Raw genomic sequence first — 17755 nt, 5'->3', positions numbered from 1 at the left:
GTGACAAAAGTTACTAAAACACTAAAACAATAATCTTATTCCTGCCGAGTTTAATTTTCTTTTCGTTTTCTAATTGTTTTAAAAGCCTTGAGATGACTACTCTAGAGGTATGTAAATCTTCAGCTATTGCTTGGTGAGTTATTTCTAAAGTTGTAGAAGCGGTTAATTTAACATGATCAGTTAAATATTTAAATAAACGCTGATCCATTTTCATAAAAGCTAGCGTATCTATGGTCTCTAGCATTTCATCAAAACGAATTTGATAACTTTGTAAAATAAAATTTCTCCAACTTTCATTGCTATGAAACCAGAGTTTCATATTTGCAATAGGTATCATTATTACTTGTACATCGACTTCTGCAATAGCTCTTATTTTACTAACTGACTTTGCCATACAACATGTTAATGACATGGCACAAGTATCACCAGATTCTAAAACATATAAGAGAAGGTCGCTGCCACTATCATCTTCTCGTAAAACTTTAATATTTCCATTAATTAAAAGTGGTATAAAATTTAGGTCTTGTGCAATATCTATAATGATATCGTGCCTTTTAAAAGTTTTGAGAAACGCGGTTTTACAAATAGAATCAATAATTTCGGAATCGAATACATAATTAAAAGGTTGAAGTAATTCTTTAGAAATCATAATTCAAAAATAACAATTACAATTTTGAAATAAATAGTTTGGTTGTTTTTTAATAAATGTCTTATATTTGCACCCACTTAAAAAAAGGCCTCGTGGCGCAACTGAATAGCGCACTTGATTACGGCTCAAGAGGTTACAGGTTTGAATCCTGTCGAGGTCACTAGAATTGATAATAACTAAAATAAGACTACCTGGTGGTAGTCTTATTTACTCCAGAGCATTTTTAGTTATATAAACACGCCAACCGATTACTGCAAGTTGAAACTTAGAAGCCTTACTTAGGTCTAATTGTCTTTTTGTGTATGATGGTAATATCGCTTTATTAAGTTTAGCTAAAACTTTAAATATCGCCTTATTCATTATGTTGAACCTAGAATTGATTATAAACAAAAATAGTAAAACTAATTCTAGAAGATAGTTTTACTATTGGGATTGGTTGTTTAATTTAATTTAGAATATTGAAAAAATAATATCAATAATCAATTTTGCTAATGTCATCATAATTTTTTGGTTTAGAGGTTAATAATTTAATACGTTTTCTTGATTGAGTTTTCAATATATATAGAGAACAAAGCATCTACCAAATGTTTTTGAATAAATCGATGAAATTGAATTTATATTTATAAGTAAAAAAATAGAAATGGTTATAAAAAAATGTGACTTATCTTTATTGAAGTTTCATTTTATAACTAAAATAAGTGATATGATTTTAATTTTATAGGTTTGAAGGGGGTGTTTTATCTCTTTTTTAAAAACGTAGGCACATTTTGTTATTAAAATACCAGTATTTGGTCATTTCATCTTATAGAGGAACTTGTATTGCTGATAATTATCATATTAATTTTGAGATATTTTTTGTATCAAAAAATGACTATTTTCTCATTTAACATTAAGGCAACATATTAAGTTTATCTTTGGAAAAATATTTAATATGAAAAGAATTTTACTTTTAACAGCATTGCTTTTATCCGGAATGGCATGGTCTCAAGTATTAATTATTAATGAGATTGATCCTGATACACCAAGTACAGATACAGCGGAGTTTGTAGAATTAAAATCGCAAACACCTAATTTTTCTACTGATGGCTATATTTTAGTATTTTTTAATGGATCTTCAAGTGGAGCAGATTCTAGCTACTTAGTTATCGATTTAGATGGATTTGAAACAGATAATAATGGCTTGTTATTAATTGGAAGTTCTGGTGTATCTCCATTTCCTCAACTATTAGTTTCTGAAAATATTATTCAGAATGGAGCGGATGCTGTAGGTATATATCAAGCTTCAGTTAATGATTTTCCGGAAGGAACTTTAGCTACACAAACTAATTTAATTGATGCCTTGGTTTACGATACAAACGATTCTGATGATGTAAACTTGTTAGCCTTAATGGGTGAAACTATTCAGTATAATGATAATGGTACTAACGCAAATCCTAAATCTATACAGCGTTTTGTAGACGGCATGGGTGTAGAATCATTTTCTGCTGTTACACCAACACCAAGACGCGAGAATGATGGTTCTGGGATTCCTATAAACCCAATTGAGATATCTGTAGATCAAGACCAATATAATGAAGGTGAAACCTTTGATATTACCTTTACTTCAGAAAGTGTAGCCTCTGCAGATATAGACTTTACAATTAGCTTAAATAATTTTGGCTTTAATACTTCAGATTATACAGGAAGTGTAAATCTCACAATTCCTAGCGGAAGTAATACTATAAGCACAACTATAAATTTGTTTGATGATACTAGTGATGAAGGTGACGAAGTACTATTAATTAGATTTTTAGATTTGGTAGAACCTGTAGTTGCTTCAAATAGTTTTGTTGAGGTCAGGGTAGTGGATAATGACTTTTCGATAGCACCTTGGGGAACGCCGTTTAATCCAACAACTGGTATAGTTCAAAGCACACAACCAAATGGTTATTATGATAGTTTAGACGGATTGGCAGATATGTCATTAAGACAAGCTTTACAAGATATAATTGCTGACCCTACTATTGTTAGAGCTCAAACTTATGCTGATGTTATAGATATAATTAAGGAGGCAGATCAAAATCCTGAAAATAGTAATCAAGTATGGTTGGTGTATTCTGAAGAAGGTAGAGCTAAATTAGATTTACAAACAAGTAGTAGTAATGCTGGAAAATGGAATAGAGAGCATACCTATCCGCGATCTCGAGGTGGTTTTAATGATATAGAAGAAGATGAAGTTGCTGATGGGATTGACGTTTTCTGGACAACTAAAGCAGATTCTTTGAGACACGGTAACTCAGATGCACATGCTCTAAGAGCGGCAGATGCTTCTGAGAATAGCTCTAGAGGTAATCAGCATTATGGGCAATACATTGGCCCAACAGGAACCTTTGGCAGTTTTAGAGGTGATGTAGCGCGCAGTGTCTTATATATGGAAATAAGATACAATGGATTAGAAATTGTTAATGGTTTCCCAAGCACAGTTGGTCAGTTAGGTGATTTGGCAACGTTATTAGATTGGCATAGAAACGATCCGCCAGATGATTTTGAAATGAATAGGAATAATGTTGTTTACACATGGCAATTTAATAGAAACCCATTTATAGATCAACCCCTTTTAGTAGAATATATATGGGGAAATAATGTTGGTGATTTATGGGCGCAATCACTAAATATAAGTGAAGACGAGTTTTCTGAAATTAATATGTATCCTAATCCAACTAACGGAAGAGTATATTTTTCTGGTCTGCAATCCAAAATAGATATTGAAGTCTTTTCTATTGAAGGTAAATTACTAAGGCATTATAATGCAATAGAAGATTACATAGACTTAGATTTAGCTTCAGGCTTATATCTTTTAAAATTGAAAAGTGATAATCGTTCGATTATTAGAAAAATTATTATTGAATAGCGTACGTTATATAGAATATCTAAAAAGCCAAACTTTTTAAAGTTTGGCTTTTTAAGACATTATAATATTGAATTTTATTCTTTGTTCATATCACTAGTTCTGGCAATTAATGAGCCTTCTGTTTCACCAAATTCAATGCCAGGTATACCGTCATCAACTTTCCAAGTTGCACTGCCAGTTGCACCTTTTTCATTTTTAAGACTAATTTTTATACTTGTGATTTCACCAGCTTTATTACGTTTTAATTTCGAGTATTTTACAGTTATCCCAAAGTTTTTGAGGTTTCTTTTATGGTCTTCTAAGACTTTATCTGGTGTATATTTAGTAATATATGCTAAAGTTCCATTTTTGATTGGATTGTCATCGTCTCTGTAAGACGTGCTTGTAACCTCTACACGGTAAGGACTATCATCTTTTTTCTTAGTATCCGTAACCCAAATGTTTTTGTCTTTACTTTTAATTACAATAACTCCATTTTTACCTTTATCACCGTAAAGTTTAGTTGCAGCATTTCCTTTAAGAACATCCATTTTTTCAAAATCACTTGAGTTTAAAGCTTTCATTTCTTTTTCACTAATAACTTTTCCATTAACTATAATAATGGGTTTTAAATCTTCCTCATCAGCATGAAAGGTGCTAGTAACTTCTACTCTCCCAATTTTTAAAGGTTCATCTTTATCATTTTTAGATTTTTCGACCCAAGTGTTATCACCTTTACTTTTAATTACGATAACACCGTTTTCTCCTTTTTCACCATAAATTTCTGTTGCAGAATTTCCTTTGAGGACATTAACGCTTTCAATTTGATTTGGATTTATATTTTTCATAGATCCCTCACTCACGGCTTTACCATCAATTATAATTAGTGGTTTTGAGTTTTGAGTATCATAAAATGAATAACCAGAATACTTTACTTTAGATGGCTGTGTCAAAACATGTTCACCAGAAGTAATAATTTTAACAGGTGTATCACTTTCATAGAAAATTTGAGACTTTAACTTTGTCAATTTCTTTATTTCAGCAGAGTCTATAGATGTATAATAAATGGTATCATTATTTGCTAGCTTTGTTCTCAACCTTCCAATTACCACATCGCGTTGATCATTATATAGTTTTGCTTTAGATGAGTCAATTATTTCTATATTATTCTTGTCAGTATTTAATATGAAAGTCTTAGCTGATGATTTTGATTTAGAAGTTTTATTTAAATCATTTATTTCAATTGTTTGGATAATTACATTTTCTGCATTTTTAACAGCTCCAACACCAAAACTTTCGTCATCCATCTTAAAGTAAAAAGAATTTATGCCATTCGCATCTTTTACTTTATAATTAGTAGAACCATTTTTGGCTTTAAAATCTATATTAATAATGCTTATTAAGCCCTTAGAATTACGTCTTATCTTTTTAATAGTCATTATAATGCCATTAGACTTTAGTTCATTTTTAATGTCGTCTAATTGTTGGTCTGTCATATTATTATTGAAAGTAATTTCAATATAATTTGTATCTGTTTCAACTTTATCAGTTAAATTATATCTAATCAATGTAGTATTTACTCTATCAGTAAATAGTTTTATTCTCGGGTTATTTCTAGGTTCACCAATAACTGTGTCTAAGTGAATAGTACCATTGCCATAACGGCCAACAAAACTTCCGTTTTTCTCAAAAAATTCTTTATAAACTATAAACGAATCAATAGCAGTATCACTGCTACTTTTGTAAGTAGAGCCAGATAGTTTTACTGTAATGTTAGTAATCTCATTTTTATTGTTTCTTGTAATATCACTAAAAAATAAACTACTGCCTTTTTGTTCTATAGTATTAGACATTTGTTTTAATTCACTATCACTTGTACTCTTATGTACTACAAACTCTACAATTTCATTTGATGATTTTATATTTGGTTCTGTCTCTACATAAACGGTTTCCATGTTCATACTCATTAATAAACCAGCTAGTAGTGGTAGAATGAGTAAATATCTCAGTTGATTTTTTGTTTTTGATCTCGTTTTTTTTAACATAACTATACGTTCTTTGATTGATGAATTATAAAAATTATTTGAAAGCGAAACGTTATGATTTGCAACGCTAGTTTTTAATAGTAAACGTTGGTATTCTATTTCACTGTTTGAATTTTCTTGGGTTTTATTATCTGCTATATATTCTAAATTTTGTCTTACTTCTTTTCGATAAAGCCATATTAGTGGGTTGAACCAAAAAAAACTACAGGCTAATTGTATCAAAATTATATCTATAGAATGAAGTTGATTGGCATGTACTTTTTCATGTGTCAGCATTAACTTTAATTCTTCGTTATTGAAAGATTCAGGGTTGTAAACAATCCATTTAAAAAATGAAAAAGGTGAGATGGTATTATCAACAATAACATAGGTGTAAATGCCGTCTTTATTCTTAGGATTTTTTAATAGCAATAAAATTAATGATCCAAAGTGTAATAAAAATTGAATTAAAAATATAGCAAGTCCTATTATGTATAAAATAGGTAAAAGTGTTTGCCATTCAAATGCTTTATTGGGACTTATATTTTGAAAATTGCTAGGAACACTTTTTGCAATTGAAAATGCAGTTTCTGTGTTTGTTATAGGTTCTATTGTTATATAAATTGGTATCACTGCATATGGCAAAACTAAAGCGATTGCAACTCCGGCTAATAAAAACCAACGATTGTGATTAAAGAATGTCTCTTTCTTTAAAAAAAAGTAGAAACACAAGTAGAAAAGTGCTATTACTGCACTAGCTTTTATTAGGTATTCCATAGTTAGTTTTTATTTTCTATTAATGCGATAATTTCTTTAAGTTCTTCAACACTTATTTTTTCTTCTTTGGCAAAAAATGAAACTACATTTTTGTAAGAGCTATTAAAGTAATTATCAATAGCGGTACTCATAAATTTGGTTTTATAATCTTCTTTAGAAATAATAGGGAAGTACTGATGCGTTTTACCATAGGCATTATAATTAACGTATCCTTTTTCTTCTAGGTTTCTGATAATTGTAGAAAGGGTGTTGTAATGGGGTTTATCTACTGTTATTTCGGCTAATACATCCTTTACAAAAGCTTTTTCCAGCTTCCAAAGAATGTGCATTATTTCCTCTTCTTTATTTGTTAATTTCTGCATGCAGTAACATTTATTTGTTTTTATTGAAATACAAATATAACTATTTATGTAGTTGTATAACTATAAAAATAGTTATTTAACGAAATATTTAGTTATAATGTTCTATAAAAATGAAATGTTATCTTCGCATCTTAATGGAATTAAGTGACAAAATATTTAAATAATAAATGAGTGTATTCCTTGTTATAGTTGGATTAGCGTTATTAGTAGTTGGTGGAGATTTTTTGGTAAGAGCATCTGTAGGGCTTTCCTTTAAGCTAAAAATTTCTAAGCTTGTTATCGGTATGACGGTCGTGTCTTTTGCCACATCTGCACCAGAATTATTAGTAAGTTTACAAGCGGCTTTAGATGGAGTCTCAGATATTGCGCTAGGTAATGTAATAGGTTCTAATATTGCGAATATTGGCTTAGTATTAGGGATAACGGCTATAATTTCACCCTTGGCTGTCGATAAGGATTTTTATAAATTTAATTGGCCAATGATGATGTTGGCTTCATTCGCATTATATTTCTGTCTAAAAAATGATGGCATATTAACTTCATTAGAAGGTCTTCTAATGTTTACAGCTTTAGTAGTATTTTTGTTTATATTGATAAGAAACTCTCGAAAGTCTACGAAAGCAAATTTAGAAGAAGTTGATGATGCTTTAGCTGAGGTCTCTAATTTTAAAATTGTAATGTGGCTTTTAATTGGTGCGGCCGGTCTCTACTTTGGGTCTGAATGGCTAGTAGAGGGAGCAAAACAGTTGGCAGAGGCAGTTGGTATAAGTGATTATGCAATATCTGTAACAGTTATAGCCATTGGTACGAGCGTGCCTGAGTTAGCGGCATCTGTAATAGCTGCCTTGAAGCAAGAAAAGGCTATTTCTTTAGGGAATTTAATTGGGTCTAATATATTTAATATTGCTTCTGTTTTAGGTTTAACGGCAATTGTAAAACCTATTGTAGTTAATCCAGAAACCCCACAAATTTTATCAACCAATATCTTTTGGATGATTGGTTTTGCTGCAGTGCTAATTCCATTAATGATTATTCCGAAACGCTTCCAAATTGCGCGTTATAAAGGCATGCTCTTATTTGGTGCCTATATTGTATTTATTTATTTAACGTTAAAATAGTAGATAAAAAAAGCTTGCAATTTCTTGCAAGCTTTTTTTATCAATCTAAATGTACTAATTACGAAATATTAGCACCCTTTACAGTCTTAATAATACGACCTGCAATTTTATATGGATCACCATTAGAAGCTGGTCTTCTGTCTTCTAACCAACCTTTCCAGCCTTTCTCTACTGCAATAATTGGTATACGGATTGAAGCTCCTCTATCCGAAACGCCCCAAGAGAAATCTGTAATAGCAGCCGTCTCGTGCTCTCCAGTTAAACGTTGATCGTTAAATTCACCGTAAACTGCAATATGTTCTTTTACTACTGGTCTAAATGCTTCACAAATTTTACCGTAAGTTTCTTCAGAACCACATGTTCTTAAAACTTCATTAGAGAAATTTGCATGCATACCAGAACCATTCCAATCCATATCCTTACCTAATGGTTTTGGGTGGTAGTCTATATAGTAACCGTAGTCTTCAGTTAAACGGTCTAATAAATAACGCGCTATCCAAATTTCGTCTCCAGCTTTCTTAGCTCCTTTTGCGAATAATTGAAATTCCCATTGACCAGAAGCAACTTCTTGATTAATACCTTCAAAATTTAACCCAGCATCAATACAAAGGTCTGCATGTTGTTCAACTAAATCTCTACCATGAGTATTTTTTCCACCTACAGAACAATAATACATACCTTGAGGTGCAGGATAACCACCAATAGGAAACCCTAATGGTAATTGCGTCTGTGTATCCATAATAAAGTACTCTTGTTCAAAACCAAACCAGAAATCATTATCATCATCGTCAATAGTGGCTCTTCCATTAGAGATATGAGGAGTGCCATCTGCATTTAAAACCTCTGTCATTACTAAATAACCATCGCGTCTTGCAGGATCTGGATAAATAGCAACAGGCTTTAATAAACAATCTGAAGATCCTCCAGAAGCTTGTTTCGTCGAAGAACCGTCAAAAGACCAAATTGGACAATCTTCTAGTTTTCCACTAAAGTCATTTTCTACTTTCGTTTTACTTCTCATATTTTGGGTAGGAAAATATCCATCCAACCATATGTACTCTAATTTAGATTTACTCATTGTATTGTTATTTAATATTTTGCATTGCAAATATTATATTTTTTTGTGTTTTGGTCAAAAAAATGAGGGTGTTTTAGGTGAAATGTTATTAATAATTGTTGATAACCCTATTTTTTTTAGGGGAGGTAGGTTAAAATTAAATAATTCTTATTTTTGGGCTTAAATATTATTGATATGTCAACACTAAGATTTCATGCTGTAAAAGAATCATTAAGTAGAAAGCCAATTTATATAGAGGAGAATAGTAGACGTTCAGAACTATTTGGTTCTAATGTCTTTAATCATGCAGCAATGCGTCAATATTTAACAAAAGATGCATTAGAAAGTATCAATGAAGCTATTGATAAAGGTTCTAAGATAAATAGATTAACTGCAGATCATATATCTACAGGAATGAAAGAGTGGGCTATCTCAAAAGGTGCTACGCATTATACACATTGGTTTCAACCTTTAACTGGTGCTACTGCAGAAAAGCATGATGCTTTTTTTGAAACTATTGGAGATGGCTTGGCAATTGAAAAGTTTGCGGGAAATCAATTAGTTCAACAAGAACCAGATGCTTCTAGCTTTCCACATGGAGGCATTAGAAACACATTTGAGGCGAGAGGATATACAGCTTGGGATCCATCTTCGCCTGCTTTTATTTATGGAACAACTTTATGTATACCAACAGTTTTTGTGTCGTATACAGGTGAGGCTTTAGATTATAAAACACCTTTATTAAGAGCATTGCATTCTGTCGATAAGGCGGCCGTGTCTGTATGTAAATATTTTGATAAAAATGTAAGAAAGGTTAGTGCCTCTTTAGGCTGGGAACAAGAGTACTTTTTAATCGATAATGCATTGGCAACATCTAGACCAGATATAGTTTTAACTGGTCGCACACTTTTAGGACATTCTCCTGCAAAAGGACAGCAATTAGATGACCATTATTTTGGCACTATTCCTGCAAGAGCCATGGCATACATGCGTGATTTAGAAAATGAATGTATGTTATTAGGTATTCCTGTAAAAACCAGACACAATGAAGTAGCTCCTAATCAGTTTGAATTAGCTCCTATATATGAAGAAGCTAATTTAGCTGTTGATCATAACTCATTATTAATGGATGTGATGCAAAAAGTAGCCAAGCGCCATGACTTTAAAGTATTAATGCATGAAAAACCGTTTACTGGTGTTAATGGATCTGGGAAACATAACAATTGGAGTTTGAGTACAGATAAAGGTGTTAACCTATTGTCACCTGGTAAAACACCTATGAGTAATTTACAATTTCTCACCTTTTTTATAAACACCATTAAAGCAGTGCAGACCTATGAAGAACTTCTTAGAGCAGCAATTGCTTCAGCAAGCAATGATCATCGTCTAGGTGCAAATGAGGCTCCGCCTGCAATTATTTCTGTATTTATCGGTCAGCAATTAACTAAAGTATTAGAAGAGTTAGAAACTGTTACTAAAGGGAAATTATCGCCAAAGGAAAAAACAGACTTGAAGCTCAATGTTGTTGGGAAAATACCTGAAATACTATTAGATAATACTGATAGAAATAGAACATCGCCTTTTGCTTTTACAGGAAATAAATTCGAATTCAGAGCAGTAGGTTCTAAAGCTAATTGCGCTAATCCAATGACAGTTTTAAACTCCATAGTTGCAAAACAACTTATAGATTTTAAGACCGAAGTAGATCTTTTAATTGATGAGAAATCAATGAAAAAAGATGATGCGATTTTTAATGTCCTGAGAGAATATATTAAAACATGTAAAGCTATTCTTTTTGAGGGTAACGGATATAGCGAAGATTGGGAGAAAGAGGCAAAGAAACGAGGTTTAAGTAATAATAAAACAACGCCAGAGGCTCTTAAAGTTAAGATTTCTAAAGACACACTGGCACTCTTTGGGAGTCTGGGGGTAATGAATAGAGTTGAGGCTGAGGCTCGTTATGAAATTGAAATGGAAGAATACATTCTCCATATACAAATAGAAAGTAGAGTAATTGGTGATATTGCTCGTAATCATATTGTACCCACAGCAGTTAGGTATCAAAATATCTTAATTGAGAATGTTACTGGGTTAAAAACAATATATGGTGATAAGTTTAAGAATTATGCAAAAGAGCAATTATCCCTAATTGAACAAATTTCTCAACATATTGAGAATATAAATTCGTTGGTCACTAGGATGACAGATGAACGAAAATCGTTTAACAAACAAATTGATTTAGCAGCAAAAGCTAATGGTTATTGTAATAAGATTAGACCATTATTTGAAGATATTAGATATCACTGCGATAAGTTAGAACTTATGATAGATGATGAGTTATGGCCACTAACAAAATATAGAGAGCTTCTATTTACAAAATAGATGATCAACAAAGTACAGTTTTTGCCTTTTTTGGATGGTAAATTTGGTATGAGTTATGTAAATTTAACGTTAACAAATACGTAATTTTACGTACTTAAATTTTTATTTATCTACAGTTTTGTGTCATTCATCGGTCACAAATGTCTAGTTATCGAAAACCCTGCGTTTGTATGTTAAAAAACTGATTCCTACTATTATTACAAAGAGTTTATTTAGTATGTTTGTAGTGCTATTAATCAATATTTGTTTAAAATGAAGAAATTACTACTTAGTGTAGCAATTCTTGTAGGGGCCACATTAGTGCTTTCTCAAGACAACTCAGAAAGCATCAATGATGTTGCTAATGATGAGATTGTAAATGTACAATCTGAGCTACAGACAGAATCTTAAAAGTTAAGATATAAGAGCCTTTTGGCCAACTGAAATTTATAAATAAGATAGAGTAAGTCAATAGATTTATTCTATCTTTTTTAGTTTTTTAATTTACTATATTGCGTGCCCTTCTCAACCCTAAGAATCAAAGCCTAGCATTATTAAATCGATAATTATGATTCTTAAATCTAAATGGTTATTTTTTAACACATTATTTATAATTTGTTCTTTTAATTTAATTTATTCACAAGAAGATACACGTGATTATGACAAATTAGAGACTCAAACACTTAGAGACAGTTCGGAATACTATAAATCTGAATTTAATAAGTTACTATTCTATGACTATAGAGGTACAAATGTTTTTGAAGGTGCTATAGGAGCGGGAACTCTAATTGGTGACGCCGAAAATACATCATACGGATTATTTTATAAACTAGGCTACAAGCGTTCAATAACAGATCACTTATTGCTTGGTTTGTCATACAATAGTTATAACCTATCTTACGACAGTATAGAACAAGAATTAATTTCTATTGATTTTAATATAGAGTTTTTGGTATTGCCTTATGATGACTTTTCTCCATTTTTATTTGGTGGTTTTGGTTATAACGCATTAAATGATTTTGAAATTAGTGCTGTTAAGATTCAAGCTGGATTTGGTTTTGAATATATAGTTGCTAGTAAATTTGGTTTAAAATTATTTGCTGAATACAATTATAGTTTGGATGATGAAGTAGAATTTTTAATTAATGACCAAGAAGATGATTCTTTTCTAAGATTAGGGTTTGGTATTAATTTGTATTTCGGTGGTGAGAATCAAAGATTAAAACGTTTAGAAAAGATTCCGACCAAAATAAAAACAAATTCCATACTACCTGAAGAATAATTAATCACAATTCATACTTTTGCAGTACAACAATTAAGAACTGTCCATGAGTAATTCGGTAAGCAAAAGGTATGCACAAAGAGGTGTTTCCGCTTCTAAGGAAGATGTCCATAACGCTATAAAAAATATTGACAAAGGGTTATTTCCTAAAGCATTTTGTAAAATAGTACCTGATTATTTAACTAACGATAATGATTATTGCCTAATAATGCATGCAGATGGGGCAGGTACAAAATCGTCCTTAGCTTACATGTATTGGAAAGAAACAGGAGATGTTTCTGTTTGGAAAGGGATTGCTCAAGATGCATTAATAATGAATATTGATGATTTACTTTGTGTTGGTGCAACAGATAATATTATGTTGTCTTCAACAATAGGTAGAAATAAAAACCTAATTCCGGGAGAGGTGATTTCGGCTATAATTAATGGTACGGAAGAATTAATTGATGATTTAAAATTATTCGGTGTTACTATTCATTCTACTGGAGGTGAGACAGCCGATGTTGGCGACTTGGTAAGAACGATAATTGTTGATTCTACAGTAACAGCTCGAATAAAACGATCAGATGTTATTGACAATGCTAATATTAAAGCAGGCGATCTCATTGTTGGGTTAGAATCTTTTGGGCAAGCCTCTTATGAAAAGGAATACAATGGAGGTATGGGAAGTAATGGCTTAACATCTGCTCGACATGATGTGTTTTCAAAATATTTAGCTAAAAAGTATCCAGAAAGTTTTGATGCAGCAGTGCCAGAAAATTTAGTGTATTCCGGCCAAACTAAACTAACTGATAGTGTTGGCGGTTCTCCAATTAATGCTGGTAAGTTAGTCCTTTCTCCCACACGAACATATGCTCCCATAATTAAGGCTATTTTAAATACGTATAATAGTGACACTATACATGGTATGGTACATTGCAGTGGTGGAGCTCAAACCAAAATTCTTCATTTTATAGATAACCTTCATATTATAAAAGATAATATGTTTAATGTGCCACCATTATTTAAACTGATTCAAGAACAATCTCAAACCGATTGGAAAGAAATGTATCAAGTGTTTAATTGTGGTCATCGCATGGAGTTATACGTAAATCCGGATATTGCAGAAGATATAATTTCTATTTCTAAGTCTTTTAATATAAACGCCCAGATAATCGGTAGAGTTGAGGCTTCAGAAAAAAAGAAACTTACAATTAAAAGTGAGTACGGTACGTTTAATTATTAATAGTTCATTTAGGTATGCAAAACAACTATCGTAATATTATTTTTATATTTTCTTTATTTTTTTCGCTTGGTCTTTTTGCTCAACCAGATTCATTATTCTTACGCAAAAAGAAAAAGGAAAAAGCTAAATTAGGATGGTCAACTAAAAAAGAAGTTGGCTTTTATCTTAATCAGGTGTCCTTCACAAATTGGAATGCTGGTGGTACCAATTCCATATCTGCTATTTTAAGCGGCAGAGCAACTGCTAATTTAAAAAAAGAAAATCTCTTTTGGAATTCTGCATTGACTTTACGATACGGACTTAATAAACAAGATAATCAGCCAGTTTTTAAAACAGAGGATGTCATGGAGGTGGTTTCAAATTTTGGTTTAGAAAAAAATTCTCAGAGTAATTGGTTTTATTCTGCTAGATTTAGTTTTAACACGCAATTTGCTAATGGATTTAGTAATCCTGATGCTGATGAACCGATTTCGAGATTTTTAGCACCAGGTTATGTTTTTATGGGTATTGGTATGGAATATGGACGCCATATAAATCGATTATCGCTATACGGTTCGCCTTTTACATTGAAAACTACTTTTGTTTTGGACGATAATTTGGCAAATCAAGGAGCTTTTGGCGTAGATCCTGCTATATATGATTTAGAGGGTAACATAATTAAAGAAGGTAAAAAGTCAAGGCAAGAACTAGGTATATTATTAACTGGTCAGTTTGAAGAAGAAGTATTTGACAATATGAATTTAAATACACGTTTAAGATTATATACAGACTATTTAAATAGCTTCGGTAATGTAGATTTAGATTGGGAATTTAATCTAGATATGAAAGTCAATAAATATGTTCAGGCTACACTCGGTTCTCATCTCAGGTATGATAACGATATTAAGATAGAAGTAGAGAGCAATGAAATGACAAATGAGGAAATTGTTTTGCAAGGTCCTAAACTACAGTGGAAACAACTTCTTGGAGTAGGCGTAGTGCTAGACTTAGACAATATCATTAAAACTAATCCTGAGCCTTAATTAAAGGCTATTAGAGATTAAGTAATTATAATCTTCTAAGTCTTTTAGATTTTCGATTTTCTTTGTTGTTCCGTTTTTTAGCAAATAAAGATCATCAGAACTATCAATTATGTGTTTGTACATATGATCGGAAATAATAATAATTTTATGCTCTTTTTCTTCTTTAATCATTTGTTTCACTATTTCAATATGCAGTGGTGATAAATGAGAAAAGGGTTCATCTAATATTACAATTTTACTATCGGATTTTATAATGATGTAAGTTTCAATTAAGCGTCTTTCTCCGCCAGATAATGCTCTAAATCTTGCAGTTTTATATTTTGAGAAACCTTCAAAATTTTCGATAAAATTGGTCCAATTTAAGTCGTAAAGTTTGAAAACAAAAGATAGTTTCATTCCATTAGGAATAAAATCATATTGAGATAGATACTTTACAAATTTAGTTTTATACAGTGGTTTTAATAGCGGTATATTATCTAATCGTATTAGCATATACTTTGGCTTTAAGCTACCAAATGCAATGTTAAGTAAACTACTTTTGCCACAACCGTTTCTACCTAAAATTGCTGTAACCTTTCCAGTTTCTGCTTTTAGGTAAATACCATTTAAAATTCGTCTATTTTTAAAGTAAAGTTCTACATTGTCTAATTCAAATTTCAATTTTAAAATTCGTTTTTATGTGAATTCCTTAAAAACAATAAGGAATCCAATTGTTAAAATACAGTCTACAACGAACATAGAGGAAAATAGCTTTAAAGGCGATAATCCTAAATTTTTATAAAAGGTTAATTTACGTCTGTTGCTAGTCTCATTAACATAATACCATGCAAAAACCGTAAGAAATAATTTGGTCACTATTGCAGGTGCTAATTGTGGATTAAAAAATCCAATAATAGCGGTTACAATAAAAGACCAGACTACAAACGGTTTATAAAATGCAAGTATAGCTAGGAGTCTCTGCATATTAATAATGTAACGTATGTTTTGGGTATTTTATTTTCAAATGTTCATATGTCCTTACAAGTTGCTCTTCAAAATTCATAAATTATTGTACTTTTGAAATTCAATTTTTTGTAAAAAGATGTTAGAGAAAATCCAGATAATTAAGCAGCGTTTTGATGAAATAAACGATCTTATTATTCAGCCAGATATTATATCAGACCAAAAGCGCTACGCTAAGTTGATGAAAGAATATAAGGATCTTAAATTGATTGTTGATAAAGGTGAAGTTTACAAAGAAGCTTTAGATAATGTTAGTGAGGCTGAAGAAATTATAGCCGATGGGTCTGATGCAGAAATGTTAGAAATGGCTAAGATGCAATTAGACGAGGCAAAAGAAACTATAAATACACTCGAAGAGGAGATCCGATTTATGCTCATTCCTAAAGATCCAGACGATGCTAAAAATGTAGTGGTTGAGGTAAGGGCAGGTACAGGTGGAGATGAAGCTAGTATTTTTGCTGGTGATTTATTTAGAATGTACTCTAAGTATTGCAGTGATAAAAATTGGAGGGTTGATGTGGTAAGTCAAAGTGATGGTACATCTGGTGGTTTTAAAGAGGTTATTTTCGAAGTTTCTGGTGATGATGTATATGGTACATTAAAGTTTGAAGCTGGTGTGCATCGTGTACAGCGCGTACCACAAACAGAAACCCAAGGGCGCGTGCATACAAGTGCTGCCACAGTTATGGTTTTACCAGAAGCAGAAGAGTTTGATTATGAGTTGGATATGACAGAAGTACGTATTGAGCGTACAACATCAACAGGGCCAGGAGGACAATCTGTAAATACAACATATTCGGCAATTAAGCTACACCATGAGCCTACTGGTATGATTGTTAGTTGCCAAGACCAAAAGTCATCACACAAAAACTTAGAGAAAGCTTTAAAGGTGTTACGTTCCCGTTTATACGATTTAGAATTAGCAAAGCAACAAGCAGCAGATTCTGAAAAACGTAAAAGTATGGTAAGCTCTGGTGATAGGTCGGCGAAGATTAGAACTTACAATTATCCGCAAGGACGTGTAACCGATCATAGAATTGGTTTAACACTATACGATTTGTCGAATATCATCAATGGTGATATTCAAAAAATAATTGACGAATTAATGTTGGCTGAGAACACAGAGTTGTTAAAGGCTAATGATGATGTAATTTAAATCTAAGCCTCTGTTATGAGGCTTTTTTTCTAATATGACTACACAACAATTAATCACACAAATTAAAAAAAAGAAATCCTTTCTCTGTATAGGTTTAGATGTAGATTTAAATAAAATCCCTAAGCATTTACTAGAAGAAGAAGATCCTATTTTTGCCTTTAATAAAGCAATAATAGATGCAACACATCATTTATGTGTAGGCTACAAACCAAATACAGCATTTTATGAAGCTTACGGAATTAAAGGGTGGCAAGCATTAGAAAAGACTATTAACTATATTAATAAAAACCATCCTGAAATTTTCACTATTGCAGATGCTAAAAGGGGTGATATAGGAAATACAAGTACGATGTATGCGAAAGCTTTTTTTGAAGATTTAGCTTTTGATAGTGTTACCGTTGCCCCATATATGGGAAAAGATTCTGTTGAACCTTTCCTGGCTTTTAAAGATAAACATACTATTCTTTTGGCTTTAACCTCCAACGAAGGAGCATTTGATTTTCAGACAAAATCTGTTGATGGAGTAGAATTATATAAGGAAGTATTAGAGACTTCTAAATCTTGGAAGAATTCTGAGAATTTAATGTATGTTGTCGGAGCTACAAAGGCTGAGTATTTATTAGATATTAGAAAAATTATTCCCAACAGCTTTTTATTAGTGCCAGGAGTTGGTGCACAAGGTGGAAACCTTCAAGATGTTTGTAAATATGGGATGAATGATTCTGTTGGCTTGTTAATCAATTCATCAAGAGGTATTATTTATGCTTCTCAATCCGAAGATTTTGCAAATGCAGCAGCAGAAAAAGCTAGAGAATTACAGCTACAGATGAAAGCTATTCTTTCAGAATAAT

General features: G+C 31.7%; 16 protein-coding genes and 1 tRNA gene. 10 read left to right on the top strand and 7 right to left on the bottom strand.

What is annotated here, in order from left to right:
• Positions 1 to 13 precede the first annotated feature (13 nt).
• A complete protein-coding gene (locus ACFWU4_RS12580; protein WP_411128400.1) occupies positions 14 to 649 on the bottom strand; it encodes a Crp/Fnr family transcriptional regulator in 636 nt (211 codons plus the stop codon).
• 86 nt (positions 650 to 735) lie between these two features.
• On the opposite strand from ACFWU4_RS12580, the gene ACFWU4_RS12575 reads away from it, so the two are divergent.
• Positions 736 to 809: transfer RNA gene (locus tag ACFWU4_RS12575), tRNA-Arg, on the top strand.
• 47 nt (positions 810 to 856) lie between these two features.
• Here the strand turns inward: ACFWU4_RS12575 and ACFWU4_RS12570 are convergent.
• Entirely contained in the window at positions 857 to 1009 is a 153-nt protein-coding gene (locus ACFWU4_RS12570; RefSeq protein ID WP_411128399.1) for an SsrA-binding protein, read from the bottom strand.
• Positions 1010 to 1580: 571 nt separating this feature from the next.
• On the opposite strand from ACFWU4_RS12570, the gene ACFWU4_RS12565 reads away from it, so the two are divergent.
• On the top strand, positions 1581 to 3539 hold the full coding sequence (locus ACFWU4_RS12565; RefSeq protein ID WP_411128397.1) for an endonuclease: 1959 nt from the start codon (positions 1581 to 1583) through the stop codon (positions 3537 to 3539).
• Positions 3540 to 3613: 74 nt separating this feature from the next.
• Here the strand turns inward: ACFWU4_RS12565 and ACFWU4_RS12560 are convergent, their stop codons facing one another.
• Both ACFWU4_RS12560 and ACFWU4_RS12555 read right to left on the bottom strand, forming a co-directional pair.
• On the bottom strand, positions 3614 to 6319 hold the full coding sequence (locus ACFWU4_RS12560) for a M56 family metallopeptidase (protein ID WP_411128395.1): 2706 nt from the start codon (positions 6317 to 6319) through the stop codon (positions 3614 to 3616).
• 2 nt (positions 6320 to 6321) lie between these two features.
• Positions 6322 to 6681, bottom strand: coding sequence for a BlaI/MecI/CopY family transcriptional regulator (locus ACFWU4_RS12555; RefSeq protein WP_411128393.1), 360 nt, complete (start codon positions 6679 to 6681; stop codon positions 6322 to 6324).
• A gap of 167 nt (positions 6682 to 6848) precedes the next feature.
• On the opposite strand from ACFWU4_RS12555, the gene ACFWU4_RS12550 reads away from it, so the two are divergent.
• Positions 6849 to 7799, top strand: a complete 951-nt coding sequence (locus tag ACFWU4_RS12550) for a calcium/sodium antiporter (protein WP_411128391.1) — start codon at positions 6849 to 6851, stop codon at positions 7797 to 7799.
• Positions 7800 to 7857: 58 nt separating this feature from the next.
• Here ACFWU4_RS12550 and ACFWU4_RS12545 read toward each other — a convergent pair whose 3' ends face one another.
• The gene (locus tag ACFWU4_RS12545) at positions 7858 to 8877 is read right to left on the bottom strand and encodes a glutamine synthetase beta-grasp domain-containing protein (RefSeq protein ID WP_411128389.1); all 1020 of its coding nucleotides are present in this window, start codon (positions 8875 to 8877) and stop codon (positions 7858 to 7860) included.
• A gap of 174 nt (positions 8878 to 9051) precedes the next feature.
• Here ACFWU4_RS12545 and ACFWU4_RS12540 point away from each other — a divergent pair, with 174 nt between their 5' ends.
• The 5 genes from ACFWU4_RS12540 (at position 9052) to ACFWU4_RS12520 (ending at position 14746) form a co-directional block, all read left to right on the top strand.
• Positions 9052 to 11238 (top strand): glutamine synthetase III, encoded by a 2187-nt coding sequence (locus tag ACFWU4_RS12540; RefSeq protein ID WP_411128387.1) that lies wholly within the window; start codon positions 9052 to 9054, stop codon positions 11236 to 11238.
• A 252-nt stretch (positions 11239 to 11490) separates the two neighbouring features.
• Complete coding sequence (locus tag ACFWU4_RS12535; RefSeq protein ID WP_411128385.1) at positions 11491 to 11628, top strand: hypothetical protein; 138 nt, start codon at positions 11491 to 11493, stop codon at positions 11626 to 11628.
• A gap of 157 nt (positions 11629 to 11785) precedes the next feature.
• Complete coding sequence (locus ACFWU4_RS12530) at positions 11786 to 12499, top strand: Curli production assembly/transport component CsgG (protein ID WP_411128383.1); 714 nt, start codon at positions 11786 to 11788, stop codon at positions 12497 to 12499.
• Positions 12500 to 12545: 46 nt separating this feature from the next.
• On the top strand, positions 12546 to 13724 hold the full coding sequence (locus tag ACFWU4_RS12525; protein WP_411128381.1) for an AIR synthase related protein: 1179 nt from the start codon (positions 12546 to 12548) through the stop codon (positions 13722 to 13724).
• A 14-nt stretch (positions 13725 to 13738) separates the two neighbouring features.
• Positions 13739 to 14746, top strand: coding sequence for a DUF3078 domain-containing protein (locus ACFWU4_RS12520; protein WP_411128379.1), 1008 nt, complete (start codon positions 13739 to 13741; stop codon positions 14744 to 14746).
• On the opposite strand, the gene ACFWU4_RS12515 is transcribed toward ACFWU4_RS12520, so the two are convergent.
• Complete coding sequence (locus ACFWU4_RS12515; RefSeq protein WP_411128378.1) at positions 14747 to 15406, bottom strand: ATP-binding cassette domain-containing protein; 660 nt, start codon at positions 15404 to 15406, stop codon at positions 14747 to 14749.
• A 15-nt stretch (positions 15407 to 15421) separates the two neighbouring features.
• Positions 15422 to 15709 (bottom strand): hypothetical protein, encoded by a 288-nt coding sequence (locus ACFWU4_RS12510; protein WP_411128376.1) that lies wholly within the window; start codon positions 15707 to 15709, stop codon positions 15422 to 15424.
• 118 nt (positions 15710 to 15827) lie between these two features.
• Here ACFWU4_RS12510 and prfA point away from each other — a divergent pair, with 118 nt between their 5' ends.
• Together prfA and pyrF are read left to right on the top strand one after the other, a co-directional pair.
• Complete coding sequence (gene prfA, locus ACFWU4_RS12505; protein ID WP_411128374.1) at positions 15828 to 16904, top strand: peptide chain release factor 1; 1077 nt, start codon at positions 15828 to 15830, stop codon at positions 16902 to 16904.
• Between the two features lie 34 nt (positions 16905 to 16938).
• Positions 16939 to 17754, top strand: a complete 816-nt coding sequence (gene pyrF / locus ACFWU4_RS12500) for an orotidine-5'-phosphate decarboxylase (RefSeq protein ID WP_411128372.1) — start codon at positions 16939 to 16941, stop codon at positions 17752 to 17754.
• The last annotated feature ends 1 nt before the right edge of the window (position 17755 follow it).

The sequence above is a fragment of the Winogradskyella sp. PE311 genome, from assembly GCF_046545555.1.
Lineage (GTDB): Bacteria > Bacteroidota > Bacteroidia > Flavobacteriales > Flavobacteriaceae > Winogradskyella.
Note: the sequence above shows the minus strand (reverse complement) of the source record. Positions and strands in the feature narration are given on the sequence as shown.